Consider the following 25,821-nt stretch of genomic DNA (forward strand, 5'->3'; position numbering starts at 1 on the left):
TGAAGGGCGAAAGGAAGGAGTTGACCGCAAAATGGCTTCGGAGCCAAGGCGCAACGGGCTTCTCGACCCCACGAACATCCGTCTGATCGAGGAACTGCAGGCGAACGCACGCCTGACGCTCGCCGAGCTCGGTCGGCGCGTCGGGCTGTCGGCGCCGGCGGTGGCCGAGCGCATGGGCCGCCTCGAGGACGCCGGTGTGATCACCGGCTACCACGCCGCCGTCGACCCCCGGGCGCTCGGCTACGGGCTCGGCGCGATCCTCCGGATCCGGCCGGCACCGCGCCAGATCGCCGCGGTCGCCGACCTCGCCCGCGAGACCGGCGAGGTCGCCGAGTGCCACCGGATCACCGGCGAGGACTGCTTCCTCATGCGCCTGCACGTGCGCGACGTCGAGCAGCTCGAGGAGCTCATCGACCGCTTCGCCTTCTTCGGCCAGACGACCACGTCGATCATGCAGACCTCTCCGGTCGCGAGCCGCCCCGCGCCGCTGCCGGGGCCGTGACCGCCGCCTACGATGGTCCGGTGGCCATCGACGCCGTGATCTTCGACTGCGACGGGCTGCTCGTCGACACCGAGACCGCCTGGACCCGCGCCGAGCGCGTCCTCTACGGGCGCCGCGGCGTCGCGTTCACGCTCGACCACAAGCGCGAGCTCCTCGGCACGTCGGGGCCGGTCGCGCAGGCCATCGTCGAGCGCCACCTCGGTCTCGAGCCGGGCTCCGGCGTGACGCTGCAGCAGGAGATGCACGAGCTCGCCCTGCTCGAGATCCAGCGCACGGCGCCGCCGATGCCGGGCGCGCCCGAGCTCGTCGCGGAGCTGCGGCGCGCGGGCATGCCGATCGGCCTCGCGTCGAACTCGCCGCACACCCTGCTGCGCCCCAGTCTGCGCAGCGCCGGCTTCGACACGGTGTTCGGCGCGGTCGTCAGCGCCCAGGACGTCGTGCTCGGCAAGCCGGCGCCCGACGTCTACCTCGAGGCCTGCCGCCGCCTCGGCGCCGATCCGGCCCGCAGCATCGCGCTCGAGGACTCGCCGACCGGCGTCGGCGCCGCCCGCGCCGCAGGGATGTTCGTCATCGGCGTCCCGTCGCTGCCCGGCATCGAGCTGACTGGTGCGAGCCTCGTGGCCGAGGCGCTGCACGCCGCCGAGGTGCGCAGCGCGCTCGGCCTTCGGCTCGCCGCCTGAGAGCCGCTGCGGGCCGTACTCTGGCGAGCAGTGCCCTTCGCCGACCTCTCGTCCTTCTGGAACGGCGTCGAGTCGTTCTTCTCGAGCCTGGCTGATGTCAACTGGTTGGCGCTCCTGCTCGGCCTCGTCTTCTTCGGCACCTACCTCAGCATCCGCTCGCGCGCGTACTTCAACGTGCTGCGGGCCGCCTACCCGGGCGAGCGCTTCCAGTGGCGGCGGATCTGGGGGGCCTACGTCGCGGCGTACGGCTTCAACAGCGTCATCCCCGCCCGCGGCGGCGACGTCATCAAGCTGTTCCTCGTCAAGACGTCGGTGCCGAACTCGACCTACCCTGCGGTCGCCTCGTCGTTCTTCGTCGAGGCGGTGTTCGACGCGACGATCGCCGTCCCGGTCCTGATCTTCGCGTTCACGCAGGGGGTGTTCCCGAAGCCGCCGGACTTCTCGGACCTCGGCGCGTTCGACCTGAGCTTCTTCGCGTCGCACCTGCAGTTCACGCTGTTCCTGATCACCGCGGTGGCGATCCTGATCCTCGTCGGCTTCGCAGTGCTGTCGCGCCGCGTCAAGGCGTTCTGGGCGCGGGTGAAACAGGGCGTGACGATCCTGTTCGACCGCCGGCGCTACGTTCGCCAGGTCTGGCTCGTGCAGTTCGGCGGCTGGCTGTTTCGCTGCGCGGCGTTCTGGATGCTGCTCGACGCGTTCGGCGTCGGCGGCTCGGTGCGCAACGTGCTGCTCGTGCTCGGCGTCAACGCGATCGCGTCGCTGCTGCCGTTCACGCCGGGCGGCGCGGGCGTCCAGCAGGCGCTGCTGCTGAAGGTGTTCGCGGGGACGGCGACGAGCGCCACGGTGGCCGCCTACTCGGTCGGCCAGCAGATCGCGATCGCCGCGTTCAGCCTCGGCCTCGGCTTCGCCGCGCTCGTGTTCATCTTCAGGTTCCGCTCGTTCAAGGCGGTCATCGCCGCGGGCCGCGAGCACCGCGCCGCCGAGCAGGCCCGGCAGGCCGACGCGCCCGACGAGCCGGCGGCGCCGGGGCCTACTGCAGGCCGGCGCGCGCCTCGCGCACGAGCGTGACCGCCTCGGGGAAGACGGTCGCCATGAGCGAGCGGATCTGCTGCGCCTGCTCGTCGGCGTTGCCCTGCACGTTGACGCGGTTGATGGCGGCCACCGTCATCTGCACGGCCAGGCCGATGGCGTTGTCCGCCCAGGCGAGGCCCTGCTGACGCTGCATCGACTCGGCGAACTCCGCCATCCGCCGCTGCAGCTCGTCGGGGTCACCGAAGAGGTTCTCGAAACCACCCATGACGCCAGGGTACACGCGGGCCGTCGCGGCGACTGCCCGGCCGTCAGCGGATGGACCGGCGGCTGAGGTCGAGCGCCTGCTGGGCGTTGTCCTTCGTGACGAAGTTCGGGCCGGTCGGGATGAGCCCGCGCCGGGCGGGGAACAGCCCGTACCGGGCGAGCTGGCTGAGCAGCACCACCGGCAGGTAGCCCTGCAGGTAGGGCTGCTGGTCGACGGCGAACGCCAGCTGCCCGCGGAGCACGGCGTTGAGGACGTCGGGACCGAGGTCGAACGTCGCCACCTTCACCCGGCCGGCGAGCCCCGCCTTGCGAACGCCCTCGAGGGCGAGCAGCGCGCCGGTCGAGTTCAGGGTCAGCACCGCCTGCGCCCGGTGGCGCCGCGCCGCGTTTGCGATGCGCGTCGGCGTCGAGGCGGCCATGTCGTCGATGCCGAGGACGGTCGACACGCCGCCGGCCTCGTGCATCGCCTGGGCCAGCCCGCGGCAGCGGTCGTCCAGGCCCTGGTTGGAGACCTCCTGGTTGACGCACAGCGCGCGGCGGACCCCACTGCGCGCCAGGCGGCGGCCGGCGAGCAGGCCGGCGCGCCGCTCGGGCTGGCCGAGATGGGCGAGCACGCCGAGGCGCCGCGAGACGTTGCTGCCCGAGTTGATGCTGACGACCGGGATCCCGGCCTGCGTGGCGCGGCGGATGACGACGGAGAGGCCCGGCTCGGGGATCGACACGACGAGCCCGTCGGGCCGGCTGTCGATCGCCTGGTCGATGAGCTCCTGCATGCGCTCGAACGAGTAGACGTCGGGCGCCCGGTAGCTCACGAGCACGTCCATCTGGCGCCCGGCCGCCTCGGCGCCGTTGCGCACGATCGCCCAGAACGGGCTCGACGCCGGCCCGTGGGTGACGACCGCGATCCGCACGGCGCCCGAGTCGTTCGCGCGCTGGGGCACCGGCGCCGAGAGGTTGCCGTTGGGCACCAGGACGGGCTTCTCGCGGACGACCTCCTTGTCGCCGCAGCCGGCGGCGATCGCCGCGACGGCCGCCAGGGCGAGCAGGAGCGCGATGACGCGGATGGCGCCGCGACCGGTCACGTCGGCTCCCGCGGCGTCCACGGCATCCGCGCCTGGAGATGCGTGCCCTCACCGGGCGGGCTGGAGACCGACAGCGTGCCGTCGATCGCCGACAGCCGGTCCTCGAGCCCGCGCAGGCCGGTGCCGCCCTCGAGCTCCGCGCCGCCCTTGCCGTCGTCAGTGACGTCGACGACGAGCTCGCCGCCCTCCCGGTGGATGTCGACCGCGCCGAGCGTCGCCCCCGAGTACTTGGCGATGTTCGTCAGCGCCTCGGCGACCACGAAGTACGCGGTGGACTCGACCTGGTCGGTCAGGCGCTCGTCGATGGCCACGTGGCATTCGGTCGCGACCGGACTGCGATCGCACAGCGCGGCGATCGCGGGCCCGAGCCCGCGCTCGGTGAGGATCGTGGGATGGATGCCGCGGGCGAGCTCGCGCAGCTCGGCCATCGCGACCGACAACTGCTGGGAGAGCGTGTCGATCTCGGTCAACAGGCCGGGGTCGTCGACGCGCGACCGCATGACGCGCAGCTGGAGCGAGAGCCCGACGAGCTGCTGCTGCGCCCCGTCGTGCAGGTCGCGCTCCAGCCGGCGGCGGGCCGCGTCGGCGGCCTCGACGATTCGCAGGCGCGACACCCGCAGCTCCTCCAGCCGCGCCCGCAGGTCGGCCTTCAGGCGCTCGTTGTCGATCGCCATCGACGAGGCGGCGGCCGCGGCGTCGACCAGCTCGGGGCCGGTGTCCAGCGCGGCGTCGTGGATGATCGCCGCGACGCGACGGCCGTCGCGGTCGACGGCCGTCCAGGCGCGGCCGGTGCCCGGCTCGGGCAGCGTGACGGACCGGCCGCCCTCGTCGACGAAGCGCCCGCGGTCGGGCAGCCAGTAGGCGATCGAGACCGACTGGTCGCCCAGGCTCTCGGCGAGCATCTCGCGGACCGGGCCGGCGGTCGCCGCGCGCGGGAACAGCAGCGCGCGGCCGACGGTGCGCAGCACGGTGAAGAGGGCGTCGAGGCCCGCGATCGCGAGCACGGCGGTCGGCAGGGCGAGCGCGCCCAGCACGATGCCGAGCGCCGGCCCGAACGTCCACGGCCCGAGGTAGTCGAGGCCGCCGAGGCCGCCGATGCCCTGGACGGCCAGCTCGACGAGAAGGGCGAGCAGGACGATCGGCACGAGGGCGAGCGCGAGTGCGAGGATGGTCAGCGGCGCCCGGAGGGCCAGCGAGGCCGCCATGCGCCAGAGCGCGCGGTCCGACAGCAGGGCCAGCGACCGGCGCCAGGGGCCGCCGGCCGCGCGCGGTGCGGGGGGCAGCGGCGGGATGTGCGCCTCGAGGAAGCGGTTGGCGGCCCGGCGGTCGAGGCGGGTCAGCCCCGCACACGCGGCGGTCCCCCCGAGCAGCAGCGGCAGGCCGATGGCTGCGACGCTGAGCACCGCCCCGATCAGCACGACCGCGACGGCGAGCACGCCGAGCACCGCGATCGGAACGCTCACCGCGAGGTAGCCGAGGACACGCCCGGCTCGCGCCATGCGCTGGTCGAGGTTCAGGGCGGCGACGGTCATTGCTCGGCGCTCTCCAGGGTCACGTCGCCGCTCGTGCTCAGCACCTGGATCGTGTACGGCGCGTCCTCGGCGGCGATGACCCCACGCACGAGGCGCCGGCCCGACGTGCTCTCCACGTCGACGCGGTAGCGGCCGGGCGGCACGATCGACCGGATCGGGCCGGTGGTCGAGCGCAGCGTCAGGCGCTGCGGCGCGCACGAGGCGGCCGAGTCGATGTCGCCGGTGCGCGTGCGCACGTCCAGCGAGAAGCCGCAGTAGCCCTCGACGCTGACGTCGCCGGAATCGGTGCTCACGTCGACCGAGCCGCGGTAGCCCTCGAAGCGCACGCCGCCGGACTCGGTCTTGACCTGGACGGGCACGTTGTCGGGCACGATCAGGCGGTAGTCCACCGAGCAGGTGTGCAGGAGCGTGTCGGGACAGCGCGACCGCAGCCGGAGGGTCGAGCCCGCGATCCGGCGTTCGACGACCGGCCCGTGGTCGAACGTGAAGCGCTCCGTGCGCTCGAGCTCGACCGATTCGCGGTTGCCGCCGCGGATGATCTCGACGTTTGCCTCGCCGAGGTCCAGGGACACGCCGTTGAGGGAGCCGCGTACGACGCCCGTGACCATCCGCTCGGTACGCGTGACGAGGGCGCCGATCGCGAGCGCGACCGCGCACGCGCCGACGATGGCGGCGCAGATGAGCACGAGCCGCCCCCACGGCGAGACGTGGGGCGGAGAACGGCGTTCAGACACTCCTGAACTCTAATCGCGTCACCGGGCGTGGGCGCCCGCGGCCGTACGCTTCCCGGCATGCCGATCGTCGATGGGGCAGGCGTGCCGCTCTCGTACGAAGCGTCCGGCTCCGGCCCGCCGGTGCTGCTGGTCCACGGGATCGGGACCGGACGGGCCGCCTGGGGCGCGACCGCCGCCGCGCTCGCGGCGGACGCTCGCGTGGTGGCCTACGACCGGCGCGGCTACGGCGCGAGCGGAACGCCGGAGCCCTACACGCGGACGACGGTCTCCGAGCAGGCCGAGGACGCCGCGGCGCTGCTGGCGGCGCTCGGCGCGGCGCCGGCGGTCGCCTGCGGAGCGGACCTGGGCGCGCTCGTCGTCCTCGACCTGCTGCTGCGCCACCCGGGCGTCGTGTCCGCCGCCGTGCTCGTCGACGCCTCGGCGTTCCCGCTCGTGGCCGAGGCGACGGCCGCCCTTGCCGCCGAGCGCGAGATGCTGGAGACCGCGCTGCGCGACGAGGGGCCGGGGCCGGCGATCGCCGCCTGGGCGGCGCTGCGGGGCGTGGCCCGGGTCGCGCCTGACGTGCCGGCGCGCGTGTTCTTCGCCGACTACGGCGCGCAGCCGACGCTGCCGCTGAGCCGTCGCGAGCTGCGTGGGCTCGAAGTCCCGGTGGCGGTGATCGACGGCCCGGCGCCGCCCGGGTACGTGCGCGCGGCGGGGGACGCGCTCGCCGCGCTGCTGCCGCGGTCGCGGCGCGGCGGCACCGAGGATCCCGCTGCCGCGGTGCGCGCGCTGCTCTGAGGCCCGGCGCCAGGTCCGGTGTCGCCGCGATCACGCGGCGAGGACCGTAGACTCCGCGCTCCATGGCACCGCCCAGCCCATGTCAGCTCGCCGCCCGCGGGCGCCTCGAACGCGTCCTGCGCGTCGTGGGGCCCGCGCTCGACCTCGTCCTGTTGGCGGGCGACCGCCTGTCGCGCGCCGTCGACCGTTCCGACGACGAGCCGCTGCCCGCCATCCGCTACCCCGGCGCGCGCCCGCTCTCCGCGGGACGCCGGTAGCCGGAGCAGTCGATCGTGGCCACCGACGTCGGCACGCGGGAGCAGACGCTCGCCTGGGAGGCCCAGCGGCGCACGCCCGCGGCCGTCGCCACCGCGCTCGCCGGCATCCTGACGCTGGCCGGGCAGATCTACCTGCAGACGCAGGTGACGTCCGACTTCCCGACCGTCGGGGAGCTGCAGGCGCTCACCCCGGCGCTCCAGGGCCTCGCGAACGCCGAGGTCAACCCGGGCGCCGCCGGCATCGAGTTCCTCAACTCGAAGGCCGGCGCGATCATCGCGACGAGCGTCGTGACGAGCATCGGCACGCTGCTGGCGGGCTTCGCGGTCCTCTATCTCTGGCAAGCCGCGCGCGCTCGCCGCCCCGAGACGCCGACGTTCGCGCGCTGGACGACGATCGGCGGCGCCGTCGCGGTGGCGCTCATGAGCGTCGTCCTGCAGGTGATCGTGGCGATCAACGCATCGAGCTTCGTCGACGGGACCGACCGATCGCGCGACGCGGTCGAGGCGGTCCACCGCGACGGCGGGCTCGTCGTGGTCCAGTCGATCGCGCTGGCCGGGCAGCTCGCCTTCGCCTTCTCGTTCGTGATCGTGTCGCTCAACGCGATGCGGGCGGGCCTGCTGTCGCGCTTCATGGGCGTGCTCGGCATCATCGTCGGCGTCCTGTTCATCATCCCGCTCGGCTCGCCGCTGCCGGTCGTGCAGTGCTTCTGGCTGCTGGCGCTCGCGCCGCTGTTCCTCGGGCGCTGGCCGAACGGCAACCCGCCCGCGTGGGAGGCGGGCGAGGCGCGGCCGTGGCCGACGCAGCAGGAGATCCGCGAAGCCCGCATGCGGGCGAAGGGCATCGAGCCGCCGGCGCGCGCCCAGGCCGAGCCGGAGCCCGAGGTCGTCGAGGACGACGCGGCCGAGCCCGCACCTGCGCCGCAGTCGTCGGCCGCGCGCAAGCGGCGCAAGCGCCGCCGCTGAGCACGCGCCCACTTGGCGATTAGCGTCGCCTCAGGCGACGTTCATCGCCAAACGCCTGAGCGGGCGCGGGCGAGCGGGAAGCGAAAGCGGCTACGCGGTCGTGACCGCGGCAGCGCGCGGGATCGCGGCATCGGCGCGGCCGAGGGGCCGCCGTCCGCGGATGACCAGCACCTCCTCCTCGCGCCGTCCGGCGGCGAGGAGGCCGCGGGCCTCCAGCGCGCTCACACGGGCGGTCAGGAGGGGGCCGAGGGGACCGCGCCGACGCGCGACGACGTCGGTGTCGAGCCCGCCGGCGCGCAGGCGCTCGACCGTCTGCTCCGGATCGCACACGGACGAGTGCACGAGCAGCACGAAGCCGCCGGGCCGCAGGTGGCGCGGCGCCTCGTCGCAGATGCGGTCGAGGATCAGCCGGCCGGTGAGCCCGGCTTCCCACGCGCGCTGCGGTCCGCGGGCCGGCAGCTCGTCGGACTCGGCCGGGACGTAGGGCGGGTTGGAGACGATCGCGTCGAACCGGCGGTCGCCCACCGCCTCGAAGAGGTCGCCCCGCACGCCGCGGATGCGCGTGCCGTTCAGGCGAGCGTTGATCCGCGCCGACCAGACCGCGCGCCGGGAGACGTCCACCGCGGTCACGTCGCGCGCGCCCCGCATCGCAGCGCACACGGCGAGAACCCCGCTGCCCGTGCACAGGTCGAGGACCGAGGCGCGCGGCGGCAGCGTCTGCTCGCGCAGCTGCTCGGCCAGCAGCCACGAGTCGCTGTGGGGTTGGAATACGCCGGGAAAGGTGATGATGCGCACGGTGCCGCCGATGAATGCCCCACGGACCGTCTCGGCAAACGCCGCGCGCCTGCGTGCCTCGTTCGACACGCCCGCACCACCGACCATCGGCGTCGAGGAGGAGCTGATGCTGCTCGACGCCGCGACGCTCGACCTCGCTCCGCGCGCAAGCGAGGTGATCGCCCAGCTCGACGGCGACCCCCGGTTCAAGCTCGAGCTGCCCGCCGCCCAGGTCGAGATCGTGCTGCCGCCGCTTCACCGGCCCGCCGACGCGGCGGCGCAGCTCGCCGCCGCCCGCCGCGACCTGCTGGCCGCCGCCGGCGACGAGCTGCGCCTGGCCGCCGCGGGCCTGCACCCGTTCGCGGCCGATCAGGGCCCGCTCAACCGCGGTCCCCGGTACGACCGCACCGCGGCCGAGTTCGGCGAGGTCGCCCGCCGTCAGCTCGTCTTCGCCCTGCAGATCCACGTCGCCGTCCGCGGCGCCGATCGCGCGCTGGCGGTCTACAACGCCCTGCGCTCGTATCTGCCCGACCTCGCGGCGCTCGCCGCCCACGCGCCGTTCCACGCCGGCCGGGACACGGGGATGGCGTCATGGCGCCCGGTCGTCTCCCAGATGCTGCCGCGCCAGGGCGTCCCGCCGCGGCTGCGCTCCTGGGACGACTACGCCCACGCGCTGCACTGGGTCGAGGACCCGGGCCGGTGGTGGTGGGAGCTGCGCCCGCACCCCGTCCACGGCACGCTCGAGCTGCGCGTGCCCGACGCGCAGGCCACCGTGGCGGATGCGGCGGCGATCGTCGCGGTGGCGCAGGCGCTCGCGGTCCGCCTCGCCGAGCGCCACGACGTCGGCGAGCCGCTGCGGGTGCACGACACCTGGCGCATCGAGGAGAACGCGTGGAGCGCCGGCCGCCACGGCGTGGAGGGCGAGCTGCGCGACCTGGACACCGGCGAGCCCGCGCCCGCCCGCGCCCGCCTGCACGCGCTGCTCGACGAGCTCGAGCCGGTCGCCGAGCGCCTGGGCAGCGCCGGCGAGCTGCAGGACGCCCGGCGGCTGGTCGAGCGCAACGGCGCGATGGCGCTGCGCGAGGCCTCCGGCGGCGACCCGGAGGCGGCGACCCGGTGGCTCATGGAACGCTTCACCGTATGACCGATGAGGAACGGGCCGTGCTGGACGCCGTCGAGCGACGCGCAGACGACGTCATCGCCCTCGCCGAGCAGCTCATCGGCTTCGACACGACGGCGGGTGCGGGCGGCGACGAGGCCGTGCTCCAGGCCGCGCTCGCCGAGCGCCTGAGCGCCGCCGGCGCCGACGTCGACGTCTGGGTGCCGGGCCCCGAGGTGGTGGCCGGCAGCCGTCAGGTGCCCGCCGGCTTCGACTTCGCCGGACGCCCGCAGCTCGCGGCGCGCTTCGCCGGCCGCGGCGGCGGGGGGCCCACCCTCCTGTTCAACGGCCACATCGACGTCGTCCCGCCCGGCGACCCCGCGGCCTGGACCACGCCGCCCCAACAGGCCGCGCGGCGCGGCCCGCGGCTGCACGGTCGTGGCGCCTGCGACATGAAGGGCGGCGTGGCCGCCATGGTGATCGCCGCCGAGGTGCTCGCCCGGGAGGCCGCGCTCGCCGGCGAGCTCGTCGTCTGCACCGTCACCGACGAGGAGGAGACCGGCGCGGGCGGGATCGCCGCCGTCGCCCGGGGCGTGCGGGCGGACGCCGGCCTCATCCCCGAGCCGACGGGCTTCGACGCGTGGGTCGCCTGCCGGGGCGACCTCATCTGCGAGATCCTCGTCGAGGGACGGCTCGGGCACGCCGGGATCGAGCATCCGCCCGGTGGCGCGGTCAACGCGATCGACAAGGCCCGGGTCGTCATGGACGCGCTGCGGCGCCTGCACGCCGATCGCCGCGAGCGCCCCGACCACCGCCACCTGCACCTGTCGCCCGGCCACGTCATCCCGACGCGCATCGCCGGCGGCGACTGGCCGGTGAACGTCCCCGACCGCTGCGCGCTCACCTACCACGTCGCCTACCTGCCGGCGCACGCGGACGGCGACGGCTGGGGCACCGCGGTCGAGGCGGAGGTGGAGGCAGCGATCGAGAACGCCGCCTCCGTCGACCCGTGGCTGGCCGACCACCCGCCCCGGGTGCGCTGGCTGCTCGACATCCCCGCCGCCGAGGTCGAGCCGGGCGCGCCGATCGTCGAGACCGCCCTGCAGGCCGCCGCCGAGGTCGGGCGTCCGGGGCGCCGCACCGGCCTGGACTCGTGGCACGACGGCGCGACGTTCACGCGCTTCGGCGCGACGCCGACCATCGCCATCGGCCCGCGCTCGATCGAGCAGGCGCACACCGTCGACGAGTGGGTCCCGGTCGACGATCTCGTGGACTGCGCGAAGCTCTACGCCCTCGCGGCGATGCGCTTCTGCGGGATCGCGCGGGGGTAACGAGCGGGCGTGACCCCCCTGCCCTCACCGCGCGGGCCGCTCACGGAGGCGCTGCTCGCGCGTCTCGTGCGTCCCGTGCACGCCCTTCCCTCCGTCCCGGAGCCCGACGATCCCGAGGACCTCCAGCTCGGCCTGTACCTCTGCTACGAGCTGCACTACCGCGGCCTGCCGGGCGTCGCCGACGACTGGGAGTGGGAGCCGTCGCTGCTCGCCGTGCGGCGCGCGCTCGAGGATCGCTTCGAGAGCGAGCTGCTCGAGCGCGTCCCGCGCGAGGCCGAGGATCTCGCCGCCGAGGAGACCGACCTCGCCCTGCGCGCCATCGACGAGGCCGACGAGGCGCCGTCGCTCTCGCGCTACCTGGAACGCGATGGCACGCTGGCGCAGTTTCAGGAGTTCGCGGTGCACCGCTCGGCCTATCAGCTCAAGGAGGCCGACCCGCACTCCTGGGCCATGCCGCGCCTGCACGGCCGGCCCAAGGCGGCCCTGGTCGAGATCCAGGCCGACGAGTACGGCGGCGGGCGCCCCGAGCGCATCCATGCCCAGCTGTTCGCCGACGCGATGGAGGCGCTGGGCCTCGACCCGACGTACGGCGCGTACGTCGACCTGCTGCCCGCGGCGACCCTGCAGACGGTCAACCTCATGTCCCTGTGCGGCCTGCACCGGCGGCTGCGCGGAGCGATCGTCGGCCACCTCGCCCTGTTCGAGATGACCTCCTCGGTGCCGAACCGGCGCTATGCGGCGGGCCTGCGCCGACTCGGCTTCTCCGGCGCCGCGACCGCGTTCTTCGACGAGCACGTCGAGGCCGACGCGGTGCACGAGGCGGTCGCGTCGGTCGACCTCGCGGGCGGGCTCATCCGCCAGGATCCCGCGCTGGCCGGCGACGTGCTGTGGGGCGCGCGCTGCCTCGCCGCGCTCGAGGGCGAGTGGGCGGCGATGCTGCTCGGGGCGTGGGAGGATGGCCGGACGTCGCTGCGCGCGCCGTTGACCGACCCGGCCGTGCCGGCCTAGGTCTAGGGGTGCCGACGGACGCTCGAGCGGCTCACGGGCTCGTACTGAATCCTGTGTTCGGAGGCGGGCCCCCGAGTCGTCTTCTCAGCGGCCGCGCTGCTCGAGGCCGCTCGGCGCCTTGAAGCGCACGACCTGGTGCGTGCCGTCGCAGAACGGGCGGATCCGCGACTTCCCGCACCGGCACAGCGCGATCGTCTCGCGGCCGACCGGGATGTCGTTGCCGTCCTGGTCGGTCAGCGTGAACGGCCCCCGCACGAGCAGCGGTCCGTCGCGATAGGGCGTGATCCGGGCCATGGCGGCCTCCTGCCCGCGCGCGCCGGCGCCCAATCGCGCGCCGCCGGGTACAACACGCGCGATGAAGCTGCGGCTGGAGCGGGTCGGCCTGGTGGCGCTCATGGCGATCGCCACGATCACGATGTGGACCGGCGGGCCGCTGCTGGGCCTGTGGGTCGGCAGCAGGGTCGTCGACGACGACGGCCTCAGCATGGGCGCCGTCGTGCTCGTGGCCGCGGTCATCGCGGTGGTCTGCGCCGCCATGGTCGCCGTGCTGTCGCGCCTGAACGCCGCCTACGACCAGCTCACCGGGCGCGGCCCGGCGGGGCGCCGGCACTCGCCGTGGATGCGCGCGATGAGCGGCGAGCGGCCGCACGAGCGCGCGGGCGACACGCCGCTGCGGGCGATCGAGGTCGTGCTCGTCGCCGGCGTCGCGATGTGCTGGGTCGCCTTCGAGGTGTGGTTCTTCTTCTTCGCCGGGTCGTCGCTTTAGGAGCGCGCCGCGCGCTTGGCGTCGGTGCGCATCTCGGCCAGGATCCGCTCCAGCCGCGGCTCGTCGTCGCGGTCGACGTATGTCATCGCTGCGGCGACCTCCGGGTGCACGAGCCCGATCTGCCGGTGCATCTCATGCGCGACCGCGCGGTAGCTCGGATGGCCTTCGCGCCCGGACCGCAGCTCGATGAGCTGCATCGCCTCGCGCGCGTTGAGGTCCAGCACGAACCGGATGCGGTAGCCGAGGCACAGCGCGTACAGCGCCTCCCGCTCGCGGCCGTCGCCGGCCAGGCGCTCCCACTCGGCCCGTGAGAGCTCCAGCGCGCGGCGGTACTCGTCGCCGCACCCGGCGGCGTCGACCTCCTCGGGCACGCCCGCGCCCAGGTGCGGGCCGAGCCGCTGCCACTGCACCGTGAGCATGCGGTGGCGCTGCAGGTCGCGGAACGCGCCGTAGTCGCTGACGATCTCGAACCGGTAGCGCAGGGCCTCGAAGCCGCGGCCGGGGCGGTGCCGGCGGTTGCGCCGCTCGCCCACGAGGTCGCCGAGCAGCCGGGCGCGCTCGTCGCCGGAGAGGGCCGCGAGGCGCAGCCGCGTCTCCTCCTCGCTCGTGCCGGCGGCCTCGAAGAGCAGCGCGGCCAGCAGCGCCTCGACGTCGCCGTCGACGTGCAGCAGCCGCACCGACGGGCCGGCCGCGTCATCGCCCGCCTGCGGGCCGCCGCCGAGCCCCAGCCGCGCGACCCAGCGGTCGGCCGCCTCGTCGCGGGCGCGCAGGTGCTCGATCCACTCGCCGCCGCGGTCGGGCCGCTCCACGCGCGCGACGAAGCTCGGCATCACCGCCTTGACCGCGTCGAGGATCAGCGCGCCGTAGCGGCGCGCCTCCGGCAGGGGGTGGGCGAGGAGATGCAGGATGAGCTGCTCGTAGGTCTGACCGCTGGCGTAGATGCCCATGTGCGAGAGCGAGGCCGCGGGCAGCAGGCCACGCAGGAGGTCGAGCGCCTTCGCGGTCACCGCTCGCGTGCGGGCGGGGGAGGGGTCGCCGGGAAACGACGCGTCGACCCAGGCGGCCACCCGCGGCAGCGCTGCCGAGTAGATGGCGAACAGCTCGTCCATCGCGCGCACGTACTCGGGCCCGAGCGTCGGGTCGCGGTAGTAGCGGTAGCCGCCGCCCGGCATCGGCTGGTCGTAGGCGATGTAGCGGGTCGACTGCTCGAGGTAGGCGGCCGGCCGCGGGCGCTGGAGGATCTTGGTCAGGACGTTGGAGACCCATTCGCACGCGATGTGCGCGCCGCCGAGCTGCGCGACGGAGTCGTCGCCGTAGCCGAGGAAGATCCGGTCGTAGAGCTGCGCCGCCCGCTCGCCCTCCGCGCCGTCGAACCCGGCGCCCGCGTCGCCGGCGGACCCGGCGAACTCGTCGAGATAGAGCCGGCGCAGCGTGCCGGGATAGCGCGAGTAGCGGGCGAAGAGCGCGCCCTTGACCGTCTCGGGCAGGTTGACGAGGGCGAACACGGGACCGTCGAGGTCGGTGAAGTGCGGCGCGAGGAGCGCACGCTCGGCAGCGGTGAAGGGCTCCATGGAGGGGCTGCGGACGGTACCGCCGCGAGCGGCGGCGCCGAAGCCCCACCATGTCCGTGTTGCCTACTAGACAAATGATCTAGACAGGGATAGTGCGGTATGCGCTAGGATATTCCCCTTAATGTCTACAAGAATGATGGACTTTGGAGGAGAACGGTGAAGGCACGGAACCTGCTCGTCGCGCTGCTCGCGCTCGTCGCGCTCGTGGCAGTCGGCTGCGGCGGCTCCTCGGACGAGCCGGGCGGCGGGGGCGGCGCGACGGGGAGCAGCAGCTCCAGCGGCGGCGGCGGTGGGAAGACCAACCTGTCGCTGGTCGCCTACTCGACCCCGCAGGTCGTCTACGACGAGGTCATCCCGGAGTTCCAGAAGACGGCCCAGGGCAAGGACGTCGGCTTCAAGACGTCGTTCGGCGCGTCCGGTGACCAGAGCCGCGCCGTCGAGGCCGGCCTCCCCGCCGACGTGGTGTCCTTCTCGACCGAGCCCGACATGACCCGGCTCGTCGACGCCGGCCTGGTCGACGCGGGCTGGAACGCCGGCCCGAACAAGGGGCTGGTCACCACGTCGCTCGTCGCGTTCGTCGTGCGGCCCGGCAACCCGAAGAACATCAGGACCTGGGACGACCTGCTCAAGCCCGGGATCCAGGTCCTCACCCCGAACCCGTTCACCTCGGGCGCGGCGAAGTGGAACCTGCTCGCCGCCTACGGCCAGGCCGCCGACGGCGGCAAGGACCCGCAGGCGGGGCTCGACTACGTGTCGAAGCTCATCAAGGACCACGTCAAGGTCCAGGACAAGTCCGGCCGCGAGGCGCTGCAGTCCTTCGTCGGCGGTCAGGGCGACGTGCTCCTGTCCTACGAGTACGAGGCGACGACCGCCCAGAAGAAGGGCGAGAAGGTCGACTACGTCCTGCCGGACGACACGATCAAGATCAACATCGACATCGCCAAGACGAAGGACGCGCCGCCCGCGGCCCAGTCCTTCCTCGACTACGTGCTCAGCAAGCCGGCGCAGGAGAAGTTCGCCGACTGGGGCTACCGCCCGGTCAACCAGGAGGTCCTGGACGCGAACGCGGACAAGTTCCCCACCCCGCCCGGCCTGTTCACCATCGAGGACCTCGGCGGGTGGTCGAAGGTCAACGACGAGATGTTCGACATCGAGAAGGGCTCGATCGCCAAGATCGAGGAGGACGCGGGAGTGTCGACCGCCAAGTGAGCACGCTCGCTCTCAGCCGCAGGCGCCCGGCCCATGGGTCGGGCGCCCTCGCGCTCGGTATCTCGACGCTCTGGCTCAGCCTGATCGTCCTGATCCCGCTCGCCGCGGTCGTCGCCCGGTCGTTCGAGGACGGCGTCGGCGCGTTCTGGGACGCCGTCAGCAACAGGCAGGCGGTCGACGCGCTGAAGTTCACGCTGCTGGTGTCCCTGGCCACCGTGATCATCAACGCGGTGACCGGGACCCTGCTGGCCTGGGTGCTGGTCCGCGACCGCTTCCCGGGCAAGAAGGTCGTCAACGCGGTCATCGACCTGCCGTTCGCGCTGCCGACGATCGTCGCCGGCCTGACGCTGCTCGCGCTCTACGGGCCGAACAGCCCGTTCGGCATCAACGTCGCCTTCACGCAGTTCGCCGTCCTGCTCGCCCTGCTGTTCGTCACGCTGCCGTTCGTCGTGCGGTCCGTGCAGCCGGTGCTCATCGAGGCCGACCGCGAGATGGAGGAGGCGGCGATCTCGCTCGGCGCCTCCAACCGCACCGTGTTCCTGCGGATCATCCTGCCGAACCTCGCGCCGGCCATCCTCAGCGGCGCCGGGCTCGCGTTCGCCCGGGCGGTCGGGGAGTTCGGCTCGATCGTCCTCATCTCCGGCAACATCCCGTTCGACACCCAGGTGTCGTCGGTCTACATCTTCAAGCTGATCGAGAGCGACGCGCCGATCAGCGCGGCGGCCGTCTCGGTCGTCCTGCTGTTCGTCTCGCTCGTCGTGCTCCTGCTCATCCGCACGCTCGGCCAGTACCGCCCAGGCGCGGCACGCGGCTTCTTCGTGAGCCGGCGCGACCGGGGCAAGGACCAGGAGGCGGCGTCGTGACCGTGAGCCGCCCCTGGCAGATCACGCTGCGGGTCATCGGCCTCGGCTGGCTGCTGATCCTCCTGCTCGCCCCGGTGGCGATCATCTTCTACCGGACGTTCGAGCACGGCCTGACGGAGGTCTTCGACTCGATCACGACGCCCGCGGCCGTCAGCGCGTTCTGGCTGACGATCGAGGTCGCCGCGATCGCCGTCGCCCTCAACACGGTCTTCGGGATCGTCTGCGCCCTGGCGCTCGCCCGCGGGACGTTCCGCGGCAAGGGGATCCTCGACGCGATCATCGACCTGCCGTTCGCCATCTCGCCGGTGGTCGTCGGCCTGTCGCTGATCCTCGTCTACGGCACCACCGGTTGGTTCGGCCCGGCCCTCGCGGACGCGGGCATCCAGGTCATCTTCTCGTTCCCCGGCATCGTCCTCGCGACGATCTTCGTCACGCTGCCGTTCGTCGTGCGCGAGGTCACGCCGGTGCTGCGCGAGGTCGGCGACGAGCAGGAGCAGGCGGCGTCGACGCTCGGCGCGAACGCCTGGCAGACCTTCTGGCGCATCACCCTGCCGTCCATCCGCTGGGGGATCGCCTACGGCGTGGTGCTCACCGTGGCGCGGGCCATCGGCGAGTTCGGCGCCGTCAGCGTGGTCTCGGGCAAGATCTCCGGCGAGACCGAGACGCTGACGCTGCTCGTCGAGAAGCGCTTCACGAACTTCGACATCGCCGGGGCCTACGCCGCCTCCGCGCTGCTCGCGGTGATCGCGCTCGGGACGCTGCTGATCATGACGACGTTCAATCGCAGAAGGGAAGAGGCATGATCGCCGCGCGCGGCATCACCAAGCAGTTCGGCGACTACGTGGCGCTCGACGACGTGTCGATCGAGGTGCCCGACGGCTCGCTGACCGCGCTGCTCGGGCCCAGCGGCTCGGGTAAGTCGACGCTCCTGCGCATCATCGCCGGGCTCGAGACCCCGGACGCCGGCGTCGTCGAGATCCACGGGGACGACCAGACTCGCGTGAAGCCGCAGCGGCGCGAGATCGGCTTCGTGTTCCAGCACTACGCGGCGTTCAAGCACATGACCGTGCGCGACAACGTCGCGTTCGGCATGAGGATCCGCAAGGTCGACCGCAAGCGCATCGACGCACGCGTGGACGAGCTGCTCGAGATCGTCGGGCTCGCCGGCTACCACAAGCGCTATCCCAACCAGCTGTCGGGAGGCCAGCGCCAGCGCATGGCGCTCGCCCGTGCGCTCGCCGTCGAGCCGCGCGTGCTACTGCTCGACGAACCGTTCGGCGCGCTGGACGCCAAGGTCCGCGCGGAGCTGCGCGAGTGGCTGCGGCGCCTGCACGACGAGGTGCACGTCACGACGATCCTGGTCACCCACGACCAGGAGGAGGCGATGTCGGTCGCCGACCACATCGCGGTCATGGACCATGGGCGCATCGAGCAGGTCGGCGATCCGCGCGAGCTCTACGACCGGCCGGCGAACCAGTTCGTGATGGGCTTCCTCGGGCCGGTCAGTCAGATCGGGGAGCAGCTGGTGCGCCCGCACGACATCGCGATCCGGCTCGAGCCCGGTCTCGGATGCGTGGAGGCCCAGGTCAGCCGCGTGCTGCACCTCGGCTTCGAGGTGCGGGTGGAGCTCGCAATCGAGGGCGGCGATCAGCTCGTCTCGGTGCAGCTCACGCGCGACGACGCCGCCCAGCTCGAGCTCAGCTCCGGCGACATCGTGTGGCTGCAGGCCCGCGAGGGCGTTCCGGTCAGCGCCTGAGGCGCGCGTCGGGGTCGCCCGCGAGGCGGGTGACCTCGGCGGACACGGTGTTGTCGGCGAGGTCGGCGAGCGTGACGTTCTCGACGACGCTGCGCAGGCTGGCGCGCACGGCGATCCACACGTCCTGCAGCGGGACCGCGGCGCCGCCGTAGGCGACGTCCTCCGGGGCTTCCCCGCGCACGGAGGCCAGCGGGCCCTCGACGGCGCGGATGACGTCGGCGACGCTGATCGCCTCGGGGGCCTTGGCCAGGCGGTAGCCGCCGTCGACGCCGCGCTGGCTCTTGACGAGCCCGGCCTGCCGCATGTCGGACAGGATGTTCTCGAGGAACTTCTGGGGGATGGCCTGGTTGGTGGCGATCGTCTCGCCCTTCACCGGGCGCTCGCTGCCGGCGGCGGCGGCGAGCTCGGCGGCGGCGCGGACGGCGTAGTCGGCCTTTGCGGTGATGCGCACGCGCGGCAGACTACCGGCGCGCGCGGGCGGCAGCGCACCGAGCCGACCCGGCAGATGGGGAATTGGCCGCGCCGCTCTGCGGACGTGCGTCAGGTTTGTCCCGAGGGGTGGGCAGAAAGTGACGCACGTCTCGCGGTGGGCGGCTGCCCGGGGAGCGGCCGGTCAGGGTGCGCTCAGCCCGCGGCGCGCGGGTTGCCGGTCGCCTGGCCGGGGTCGCCGTCCTGGGGGCTGGAGGTGCTCGGCGCCTTCGGACGGCCAGCTTCGTCGTCGCGCTCGGCTCCGGGCTGGGCGCCCTCGGGCTGCTCCTCGGGATAGCCGGCCCCGACGTCGCGGCCGCGCGGGTCCTGGGTGTGGTCGGGCTTGTCGTCTGGGGCCATGACGAACGTCATACCCGCTTGCCCGCTCGGCAGGCGTTCGCTGCGGTGCCCCGTTCTCCCTTCCGGCGGCCGGGGCCGCCAGCACCACGCCGGGCGCAGCGGCGGCGCGGGCTCAGGCGCCCGGCTTCACGACCATCAGGAACACGGCGACCACCACGAGCAGCCCCGCGAGCGCGCCGATCATGCCCTCGGTCCTCGCGGCGCGCTGGTAGTCCTCCGAGAGCTGGACCTCGCCGCCCCCGCCGGCGGCGAGCTCCCGCTCGACCATCGCGCCCAGGCGCTTGTCGGTCGGGACGAAGTACGCGCCCAGCAGCCCGCCGAGCACGATGATGATCACGAAGCTCGCGCTGATCCACAGGTCGCCGAAGCTGTAGTTCGCCTCGGACACCTGGTAGATGCCGGTCGCCAGCACGATGACCAGCGCCGGCGTGGCCAGCGTGCGGTTGATCGCGATCTGGATCTGGTGCACGAACGGCAGGTAGCGCTGGCCCATCCGCTGCGCGACCGGAAACAGCAGCGCCTCGGCGAACGTCGAGCCGAAGCCCACGATCGCCGCCGTGATGTGCAGGAACAGCGAGATCTCGAAGCCGGTGACGGCGAACGGCGCCGTCATCAGAACAGGTGGCCCAACGAGCTCGCCGCGTCGCGCGCGAGGTCGAACACCGGCGTGGGCACGATGCCCAGTGCGACCGTCGCCGCCGCGCAGGCGATGGCGACCGCGTAGACCTCCCAGCCCGCCGCGCGCGGGCCGGCCGGCGCGTCCTCGGGGGGCGCCTCCGGCGAGGCGCCCGCGAGCACCGGGACCGACCGCGGCGCCTCGCGCATCCACATCGCCGCGACCACCCGCAGGTAGTACACGAGCGACACGGCCGAGCCGAGCACGATCACGATGCCGAGCCACGCGTAGTCGCCCTCGACCGCGGCGTCGATGAGGAAGAACTTGCCGATGAACCCGCCCGTCGCCGGGATGCCGGCCAGGCCGAGCATCGCGATCGTCATCGGCCACGCGAGCAGCGGGCGGCTGCGGCCGATGCCCTCCAGCGCGCTTAGCGAGTCGCCCAGCGCGGTCTCGCGCGCCCGCGCCAGGATCACCGCGAACGCTGCGACGTTCATCACGAGGTAGGCGGCGAGGTAGAAGACGACCGCGCGGATGCCGAGCTGCGTGCCGACGACCACGCCCGCGAGCATGTAGCCCGCCTGCGCGACGCCCGACCAGGCGAGGATCCGCTTGACCGACGTCTGCCCGATGGCGCCGACGTTGCCGACCACGATCGTGATCGTCGCCAGCGCGGCGAGCGCGGGCGCCCAATCCAGCTGCGCCGGGACGAGCGCCACCTCGAGGAAGCGGATGATGATGCCGAAGGCGGCCGCCTTCGTCGCGGTCGCCATGAACGCCGTGATCGGCGTCGGCGCACCCTCGTAGACGTCGGGCGTCCACTGATGGAACGGGGCGATCGAGGCCTTGAACGCCAGGCCGACGAGCGCGAGTGCCAGCCCGGTGAGGAAGAGCGGGTCGGAGACCATGCTGCCCACGCTGTTCAGTGACGTCGCGATCGCGTCGAAGTCCGTCTTGCCCGTCGCGCCGTAGATGAGCGCCAGGCCGTAGAGCAGCGTCGCCGAGCCGACCGAGCCGATGACGAGGTACTTCAGGCCCGCCTCGAGCGACGTCGCGCGCCGCATCTCCGTCGCGCACAGCACGTAGAGCGGGATCGACAGCAGCTCGAAGCCGAGGAACAGCGTCACGAGGTTCTGCGACTGCACGAGCACGCTCATGCCGCCCACCGAGACGAGCAGCATCGCGTAGTACTCGCCGTGGGCGGACTCGCGCGGCGCCAGCGCCCGCCAGGAGAGCACGACGGCCAGCGCGGCGGAGATGATGAACAGCGCGGTCAGCGCCAGCGCGAGCGTGTCGACGCGCAGCGCGCCCGAGATGATGGACTTGTCGGTGTCCCACTGCCAGATGCTCAGGCCGAGCGCGGCTCCGAGCGCGACGAGCGCGAACAGCGGCACGACCACCTCGCGGACGAAGCGCGGGCGCAGCAGGCCGGTCAGCAGCACGACGATCGCGCCGCCGCCGAGGGCGATGAGCGGCGAGAGCGCCCCGACGTCGATGGTCGGGCCCTTGACCGCGGCGAGCAGGGCGCTCACTTCGCGACCTCCACGGCCGGCTGGATCGAGGCGACCACGCTCTTCTCACCGCGGTGCAGCGCGAGCTGCGGGTAGACGGCGAAGAAGAGGATCACGGCGACGAGCGGCACGAGGACGACCGCGTCGCCCACGCTCAGCTCGCGCGACTGCACGTTCGGCCCGACCCGGTTGTGCATCGAGCGGATGTACGCCCGCAGCATGTACACCGCGGCGAACGCGACGCCCGTGAACGCGATGCACGCGATCACCAGCTTCGACTGGAAGACGCCGAGCAGGATCATGAACTCGCCGACGAAGTTGCTCGAGCCGGGCATGGCGAGCGTGGCCAGCGCGACGATGACGAACAGCGTCGCGAGCACGGGGGCGCGGAAGGCGAGGCCCCCCATGTCGCGCAGGTCCTCCGAGCCGGCTCGCCGCACGAGCAGCCCGATGATGAGGAACAGCGGGATCACGACGAGCCCGTGGTTGACCATCTGCAGCACCGCGCCCTGGGCGCCCTGGTCGTTGAGCGCGAAGATCCCGAGCGTGACGAAGCCGAGCTGCGCCACGGATGAGTAACCGGCGACGAGCCGGAGGTTCGTCGTGCTGAACGCCATGACCGACCCGTAGAGGATCGAGGCCAGCGCGATGATCAGCAGCAGGTCCTGGAAGTGCGCGCTCGCGTCCGGGAACGTCGGCAGCACGATCCGCAGGAAGCCGTAGGCGCCGACCTTCGACAGGACGCCGGAGAACACGGCGAGCACCTCGATCGGCATCGCCCGGTAGCCGTCGGGCATCCAGCCGTGCAGCGGGAACGCCGGCATCTTCACGAGGAACGCGGCGGCGAAGAGGAGGAAGATCCACTGCTGCGTGCCGTCGCCGAGCGTGCGCTCGCGCAGGTCCGACAGCGCGAAGGAGATCGACTGCCCGTCGCTCGCCGAGAGCACCCCGGTCGCCACCGCGCCGGCGAGCATCAGCAGCGAGCCGACGAACGTGTAGATGACGAGCTTCGTCGTCGCCTGCACGCGCCGCTCGCCCTGGCCCCACTGACCCGTCAGGAAGTAGAACGGGATCAGCATCAGGTCGAAGAACATGACGAAGAGCGCCAGGTCCTGGGCCATGAACGCGCCAAGGACGGCGGTCTCGCCGAGCAGCAGGTGGAAGTAGAACAGCCGCGGCCGCTCCCACTCGCGGAAGTTCGCCGCCACCGTCGCCGCCGCGAAGCCGAGCGTCGTCAGCCCGATGAGGAAGACGTTGAGCCCGTCGACGCCCAGCTTGTAGTGGATCCCGAGCTGCTTGATCCACATCTGGTCGGTGACGTGCTGCAGGCCGGCGGTCGCGCCGTCGTAGTCGGCGATCAGGCCGATCGCGATGCCGAGCGCGGCCAGCGATCCGAGCGCGGCGAACCGCGGCCCGATCGAGCGGGGCAGCAGCGCGGCGACGAGGCCGACGACGACGGGCAGCCAGATGAGGATCGAGAGGGGCATTCGGGTTTCGGGCTAGCTCTGGAGCAGGAAGTAGAGGGCGACGCCGCCGACGCCGAGGACGAGGACGGCCGCGTAGGACCGCATGAGGCCGGACTGCGCGGCGCGCACGGCGGCGGAGCCGGCGCGCACGAGCATCGTGGTGCCGCCGACGATCGCGTCGTTGATGACGAGGCGCTCGAAGGTCTGGTTGGCGAAGCGGCCCATCCAGGCGATGGGCTTGACGAACAGGGCGTCGAGCAGCTCGTCGAAGTACCACTTGTTCCACAGGAAGGTGTAGACCGGCTGGAAGCGCGCCTGGATGCGGGCCGACGTCCCCGGCCGGCGCACCCAGATCTGCCAGGCCAGGAGGATGCCGAGCAGGCCGAGCACCGCGCCGACCGCCATGAACGTGAACGTGAAGCTGTTCGACGGGTTGAGCGACTCGTAGTACTTCGAGCCCTCGAACGTCGGCGTCAGGAACTTGTGGATCGCATCGGTGACCGTCGGGATCTGCAGCGCGCCGGCGATCGTCGCGAGGATCGCGAGGATGCCCATCGCGATCTTCATCGGGATGGCGCGCTCGGCGATGTAGTGCTCGGGTCCCGGGAAGCCGACGTCGGTGTCCTCGACCTCGCCGTCGGTCGGGTTGCGATGGACCTCGGCGTGCGCCAGATGGCCGTGCGCGAGCTCCTCGGCCTCGGCCACCCGCTTGCCCGCGAACACGCGGAACATCATGCGGAACGTGTAGACCGCGGTGATGAACGCGCCGATGTAGCCGATGACGAACAGGATCCAGTGGAAGCCGCCGCGCTGCGCGACGTCGGCGAGGATCTCGTCCTTGGAGAAGAAGCCGGAGAACGGCGGTATCCCCGACAGCGCGAGCGCGCCCGCGAGCATCGTGATGAACGTGAACGGCAGCACCTTGCGGAAGCCGCCCATCTTGTTCATGTCCTGCACGCCGGCCATCGCGCCGATCACGGAGCCCGCGCCCATGAACAGCAGCGCCTTGAAGAAGGCGTGCGTCATGAAGTGGAACATGCCCGCGGCGTAGGCGCCGGAGCTGACGGCCATGATCATGTAGCCGATCTGCGACATCGTCGAGTACGCGATCACGCGCTTGATGTCGGTCTGGGCGAGGGCGATCGTCGCGGCGATGATCAGCGTCGCGCAGCCGACGATGGCGCCGACGTTCGCGGCCGCCGGGGTGACCTCGTACAGCGGCCACATGCGGGCGATGAGGTAGACGCCGGCGGTGACCATCGTCGCGGCGTGGATCAGCGACGAGACGGGCGTCGGGCCCTCCATAGCGTCCGCGAGCCACGTGTGGAACGGGACCTGCGCGGACTTCGCGAACGCGCCGACCAGCAGCAGCACGCATCCCGCGACGAGGTCGCCGTTGTTCGTGCCGATGTCGCCGGCCTGCGAGAACGTCCCGAGGAAGTCGAGCGTGCCGGTGTGCTTGAAGATGAAGAACGTGCCGAGCGTCAGGCCGATGTCGCCGACCACGTTGATGACGAACGCCTTGATCCCCGCCTTCGTCGCCGTCTTGCGCCGGTACCAGAACGAGATGAGCAGATAGGACGCGGCGCCGACGAACGCCCAGCCGATGATGAGGATGAAGAAGTTGCCCGCCAGGACGAGCAGCAGCATCGAGAAGACGAAGAAGTTCAGGTACGCGAAGTACCGCGAGATCCCCTCGTCCCGGTTCATGTAGGTGACCGAGTAGAGGTGGATCAGCGTCGACACGCCGGTGACGACGAGGATCATCATCACCGACAGCGGGTCGACGAGGATCGTCAGCTTCGCGTCGACCCCCACCGTGTTCGCGTAGTCGAACAGCGTCGAGGCGACCTGCTTGTGGTGCTCGTCGGCGTCCTGCAGCTTGAGGAACGTGATGACGGCCAGCACGAACGAGGCGAAGATCGCCAGCGTCCCGATCCAGCCCGCGAGCCGGCCGGGCCAGACCTTGAACCCGAGCGCGATGATGATCATCCCGGCGAGAGGAGCCGCCAGGACCAGCCACGCGAAGTCCGTCATCCGTGCAGCTCCCGCAGGTCGTCGACGTCGATCGCCAGGCGGCGGCGGTACATCGCGACGATCACGCCGAGGCCGACCGTGACCTCACATGCGGCGACGACCATGACGATGATCGCGAAGACCTGGCCGTCGCCGTTGCCCCACATGCGGCTGAAGGTGATCAGCGCGAGGTTGCCGGCGTTGAGCATCAGCTCGAGGCAGAGCAGCACGACGAGCGGGTTGCGCCGCGTGATGACGCCGGCGGCGCCGATGCAGAAGATCATCGCCGAGACGACGAGGTACCAGTCGAGGCTCACGCTGCAACCTCACGGAAGGTCGAAGCCGTGGTGGGTGAGGACCCGCAGGGTCTCACGCTGCAACCTCACGGAAGGTCGAAGCCGTGGTGGGTGAGGACCCGCAGGGTCTCACGATGCAACCTCACGGAAGGTCGAAGCCGTGGTGGGTGAGGACCCGCAGGGTCTCACGGCCGGACCCCCTCGTCCGGCGCCGCGCCTATGCCGACCCGCTCCGGCTTGCTCGGCGCGCTCTCGTCGCGGCCGGGCTCGTGCGCGGGCGTGCCCGTCGTGCCCTGGACGCCCTCGTGCATGGTGCCCGTGCCGATGGGCCGGATGAAGTCGGTGAACGACAGGCGCTGCTCGCCCTCGTGGATGCCGCCCCGGCGGCGCGCCAGCACGACCGCGCCGACCGCGGCGATGAGCAGCAGCACCGAGGCGGCCTCGAAGGCGAACAGGAAGCGCGTGAGTAGCAGCTCGCCGATCTGGTCAGGGCTGCCGAAGCCGGCCTCGTACGGCGCGCCGTGGCCGCTGACCGCCTTCAGGCCCGTCCCGAGGATCGCGATGCAGAGCTCGACGAACAGCAGGCCGCCGAACAGCGCCGCGATGCCCTTCTGACCCGGCCCGTCCCACGCGTGCAACGGCTCGTCCTGCCCGCCGACGTAGGCGACCACGAACACGTAGAGCACCATGACGGCACCGGCGTAGACGATCACCTGGGCGAACGCGACGAACTCGGCGCGCAGCAGCAGGAACAGCCCGGCGAGCGCGATGAGGTGGCACACGAGCGCCAGCACGTTGAAGAACGGGTTGCGCAGCGTGATGACGCCGATCGCGCCGCCGATGGCGAGGATGGCGGTCAGGAAGAAGAAGAACTCGGACATGGCT

General features: G+C 72.4%; 29 protein-coding genes. 14 read left to right on the forward strand and 15 right to left on the reverse strand.

Going from position 1 to position 25,821, the window contains the following annotated elements; translation table 11 throughout:
• Positions 1-31 precede the first annotated feature (31 nt).
• From DSM104329_RS02670 to DSM104329_RS02680, 3 genes are read left to right on the forward strand one after another with little or no spacing between them, the layout of a single operon-like run.
• Complete coding sequence (locus tag DSM104329_RS02670) at positions 32-502, forward strand: Lrp/AsnC family transcriptional regulator (RefSeq protein WP_259313851.1); 471 nt, start codon at positions 32-34, stop codon at positions 500-502.
• 20 nt (positions 503-522) lie between these two features.
• The gene (locus DSM104329_RS02675; protein WP_259313852.1) at positions 523-1,182 is read left to right on the forward strand and encodes an HAD family hydrolase; all 660 of its coding nucleotides are present in this window, start codon (positions 523-525) and stop codon (positions 1,180-1,182) included.
• A gap of 6 nt (positions 1,183-1,188) precedes the next feature.
• Complete coding sequence (locus DSM104329_RS02680; RefSeq protein WP_259316175.1) at positions 1,189-2,250, forward strand: lysylphosphatidylglycerol synthase transmembrane domain-containing protein; 1,062 nt, start codon at positions 1,189-1,191, stop codon at positions 2,248-2,250.
• Here DSM104329_RS02680 and DSM104329_RS02685 read toward each other — a convergent pair.
• From DSM104329_RS02685 to DSM104329_RS02700, 4 genes are read right to left on the reverse strand one after another with little or no spacing between them, the layout of a single operon-like run.
• Complete coding sequence (locus DSM104329_RS02685) at positions 2,213-2,479, reverse strand: hypothetical protein (RefSeq protein WP_259313853.1); 267 nt, start codon at positions 2,477-2,479, stop codon at positions 2,213-2,215. The two genes, DSM104329_RS02680 and DSM104329_RS02685, sit on opposite strands and share 38 nt — an antisense overlap.
• Before the next feature lie 43 nt (positions 2,480-2,522).
• Positions 2,523-3,560 (reverse strand): sugar ABC transporter substrate-binding protein, encoded by a 1,038-nt coding sequence (locus DSM104329_RS02690; RefSeq protein WP_259313854.1) that lies wholly within the window; start codon positions 3,558-3,560, stop codon positions 2,523-2,525.
• Complete coding sequence (locus DSM104329_RS02695) at positions 3,557-5,092, reverse strand: sensor histidine kinase (RefSeq protein WP_259313855.1); 1,536 nt, start codon at positions 5,090-5,092, stop codon at positions 3,557-3,559. The genes DSM104329_RS02690 and DSM104329_RS02695 overlap by 4 nt, the downstream gene beginning before the upstream one ends.
• Positions 5,089-5,826 carry a DUF4097 domain-containing protein gene (locus tag DSM104329_RS02700; protein ID WP_259313856.1) on the reverse strand — a complete coding sequence of 246 codons (738 nt, stop codon included), beginning with the start codon at positions 5,824-5,826 and terminating at the stop codon, positions 5,089-5,091. The genes DSM104329_RS02695 and DSM104329_RS02700 overlap by 4 nt, the downstream gene beginning before the upstream one ends.
• Before the next feature lie 57 nt (positions 5,827-5,883).
• On the opposite strand from DSM104329_RS02700, the gene DSM104329_RS02705 reads away from it, so the two are divergent.
• The 3 genes from DSM104329_RS02705 to DSM104329_RS02715 all read left to right on the forward strand — a co-directional run bounded on the left by DSM104329_RS02705 (position 5,884) and on the right by DSM104329_RS02715 (position 7,826).
• On the forward strand, positions 5,884-6,606 hold the full coding sequence (locus DSM104329_RS02705) for an alpha/beta fold hydrolase (protein ID WP_259313857.1): 723 nt from the start codon (positions 5,884-5,886) through the stop codon (positions 6,604-6,606).
• A gap of 62 nt (positions 6,607-6,668) precedes the next feature.
• Positions 6,669-6,863 (forward strand): hypothetical protein, encoded by a 195-nt coding sequence (locus DSM104329_RS02710; protein WP_259313858.1) that lies wholly within the window; start codon positions 6,669-6,671, stop codon positions 6,861-6,863.
• Positions 6,864-6,878: 15 nt separating this feature from the next.
• Positions 6,879-7,826: a hypothetical protein gene (locus DSM104329_RS02715; protein ID WP_259313859.1), complete on the forward strand. Its 948-nt coding sequence runs from the start codon at positions 6,879-6,881 to the stop codon at positions 7,824-7,826.
• 90 nt (positions 7,827-7,916) lie between these two features.
• Here the strand turns inward: DSM104329_RS02715 and DSM104329_RS02720 are convergent, their stop codons facing one another.
• A complete protein-coding gene (locus DSM104329_RS02720) occupies positions 7,917-8,621 on the reverse strand; it encodes a HemK2/MTQ2 family protein methyltransferase (RefSeq protein WP_259313860.1) in 705 nt (234 codons plus the stop codon).
• A 10-nt stretch (positions 8,622-8,631) separates the two neighbouring features.
• On the opposite strand from DSM104329_RS02720, the gene DSM104329_RS02725 reads away from it, so the two are divergent.
• Genes DSM104329_RS02725 through DSM104329_RS02735 form a run of 3 tightly spaced genes read left to right on the forward strand, consistent with a single transcriptional unit; the run spans position 8,632 to position 12,038 of the window.
• Complete coding sequence (locus tag DSM104329_RS02725; protein WP_259313861.1) at positions 8,632-9,744, forward strand: carboxylate-amine ligase; 1,113 nt, start codon at positions 8,632-8,634, stop codon at positions 9,742-9,744.
• Positions 9,741-11,030: a M20/M25/M40 family metallo-hydrolase gene (locus DSM104329_RS02730; RefSeq protein WP_259313862.1), complete on the forward strand. Its 1,290-nt coding sequence runs from the start codon at positions 9,741-9,743 to the stop codon at positions 11,028-11,030. The genes DSM104329_RS02725 and DSM104329_RS02730 overlap by 4 nt, the downstream gene beginning before the upstream one ends.
• A gap of 9 nt (positions 11,031-11,039) precedes the next feature.
• The gene (locus tag DSM104329_RS02735; protein WP_259313863.1) at positions 11,040-12,038 is read left to right on the forward strand and encodes an iron-containing redox enzyme family protein; all 999 of its coding nucleotides are present in this window, start codon (positions 11,040-11,042) and stop codon (positions 12,036-12,038) included.
• Between the two features lie 84 nt (positions 12,039-12,122).
• Here DSM104329_RS02735 and DSM104329_RS02740 read toward each other — a convergent pair whose 3' ends face one another.
• The gene (locus tag DSM104329_RS02740; RefSeq protein WP_259313864.1) at positions 12,123-12,332 is read right to left on the reverse strand and encodes a CDGSH iron-sulfur domain-containing protein; all 210 of its coding nucleotides are present in this window, start codon (positions 12,330-12,332) and stop codon (positions 12,123-12,125) included.
• A gap of 61 nt (positions 12,333-12,393) precedes the next feature.
• On the opposite strand from DSM104329_RS02740, the gene DSM104329_RS02745 reads away from it, so the two are divergent.
• Positions 12,394-12,804, forward strand: coding sequence for a hypothetical protein (locus tag DSM104329_RS02745; RefSeq protein WP_259313865.1), 411 nt, complete (start codon positions 12,394-12,396; stop codon positions 12,802-12,804).
• Here DSM104329_RS02745 and DSM104329_RS02750 read toward each other — a convergent pair.
• A complete protein-coding gene (locus DSM104329_RS02750) occupies positions 12,801-14,375 on the reverse strand; it encodes an FAD-dependent thymidylate synthase (RefSeq protein WP_259313866.1) in 1,575 nt (524 codons plus the stop codon). The two genes, DSM104329_RS02745 and DSM104329_RS02750, sit on opposite strands and share 4 nt — an antisense overlap.
• A 156-nt stretch (positions 14,376-14,531) precedes the next feature.
• On the opposite strand from DSM104329_RS02750, the gene DSM104329_RS02755 reads away from it, so the two are divergent.
• From DSM104329_RS02755 to DSM104329_RS02770, 4 genes are read left to right on the forward strand one after another with little or no spacing between them, the layout of a single operon-like run.
• Positions 14,532-15,584, forward strand: coding sequence for a sulfate ABC transporter substrate-binding protein (locus tag DSM104329_RS02755; protein ID WP_259313867.1), 1,053 nt, complete (start codon positions 14,532-14,534; stop codon positions 15,582-15,584).
• Entirely contained in the window at positions 15,581-16,447 is an 867-nt protein-coding gene (gene cysT, locus DSM104329_RS02760; protein WP_259313868.1) for a sulfate ABC transporter permease subunit CysT, read from the forward strand. The genes DSM104329_RS02755 and cysT overlap by 4 nt, the downstream gene beginning before the upstream one ends.
• Positions 16,444-17,250 carry a sulfate ABC transporter permease subunit CysW gene (gene cysW, locus DSM104329_RS02765; protein WP_259313869.1) on the forward strand — a complete coding sequence of 269 codons (807 nt, stop codon included), beginning with the start codon at positions 16,444-16,446 and terminating at the stop codon, positions 17,248-17,250. The genes cysT and cysW overlap by 4 nt, the downstream gene beginning before the upstream one ends.
• Positions 17,247-18,203 carry a sulfate/molybdate ABC transporter ATP-binding protein gene (locus tag DSM104329_RS02770; RefSeq protein WP_259313870.1) on the forward strand — a complete coding sequence of 319 codons (957 nt, stop codon included), beginning with the start codon at positions 17,247-17,249 and terminating at the stop codon, positions 18,201-18,203. The genes cysW and DSM104329_RS02770 overlap by 4 nt, the downstream gene beginning before the upstream one ends.
• Here DSM104329_RS02770 and DSM104329_RS02775 read toward each other — a convergent pair.
• From DSM104329_RS02775 to DSM104329_RS02810, 8 genes are all read right to left on the reverse strand, one after another.
• Positions 18,193-18,654, reverse strand: a complete 462-nt coding sequence (locus DSM104329_RS02775; protein WP_259313871.1) for an RrF2 family transcriptional regulator — start codon at positions 18,652-18,654, stop codon at positions 18,193-18,195. The genes DSM104329_RS02770 and DSM104329_RS02775 overlap by 11 nt on opposite strands.
• A gap of 173 nt (positions 18,655-18,827) precedes the next feature.
• Positions 18,828-19,031 carry a hypothetical protein gene (locus DSM104329_RS02780; RefSeq protein WP_259313872.1) on the reverse strand — a complete coding sequence of 68 codons (204 nt, stop codon included), beginning with the start codon at positions 19,029-19,031 and terminating at the stop codon, positions 18,828-18,830.
• Positions 19,032-19,143: 112 nt separating this feature from the next.
• A complete protein-coding gene (locus DSM104329_RS02785; protein ID WP_259313873.1) occupies positions 19,144-19,644 on the reverse strand; it encodes a DUF2269 domain-containing protein in 501 nt (166 codons plus the stop codon).
• Positions 19,644-21,179, reverse strand: a complete 1,536-nt coding sequence (locus DSM104329_RS02790; protein WP_259313874.1) for an NADH-quinone oxidoreductase subunit N — start codon at positions 21,177-21,179, stop codon at positions 19,644-19,646. The genes DSM104329_RS02785 and DSM104329_RS02790 overlap by 1 nt, the downstream gene beginning before the upstream one ends.
• A complete protein-coding gene (locus DSM104329_RS02795; protein WP_259313875.1) occupies positions 21,176-22,645 on the reverse strand; it encodes a complex I subunit 4 family protein in 1,470 nt (489 codons plus the stop codon). Before DSM104329_RS02795 ends, DSM104329_RS02790 begins: the two co-directional genes overlap by 4 nt.
• 12 nt (positions 22,646-22,657) lie before the next feature.
• The gene (gene nuoL / locus DSM104329_RS02800; RefSeq protein ID WP_259313876.1) at positions 22,658-24,661 is read right to left on the reverse strand and encodes an NADH-quinone oxidoreductase subunit L; all 2,004 of its coding nucleotides are present in this window, start codon (positions 24,659-24,661) and stop codon (positions 22,658-22,660) included.
• Entirely contained in the window at positions 24,658-24,957 is a 300-nt protein-coding gene (gene nuoK / locus DSM104329_RS02805) for an NADH-quinone oxidoreductase subunit NuoK (RefSeq protein WP_259313877.1), read from the reverse strand. Before nuoK ends, nuoL begins: the two co-directional genes overlap by 4 nt.
• A 164-nt stretch (positions 24,958-25,121) precedes the next feature.
• Complete coding sequence (locus DSM104329_RS02810; protein ID WP_259313878.1) at positions 25,122-25,817, reverse strand: NADH-quinone oxidoreductase subunit J family protein; 696 nt, start codon at positions 25,815-25,817, stop codon at positions 25,122-25,124.
• Between the last annotated feature and the right edge of the window lie 4 nt (positions 25,818-25,821).

Source organism: Capillimicrobium parvum (assembly GCF_021172045.1).
Lineage (GTDB): Bacteria > Actinomycetota > Thermoleophilia > Solirubrobacterales > Solirubrobacteraceae > Capillimicrobium > Capillimicrobium parvum.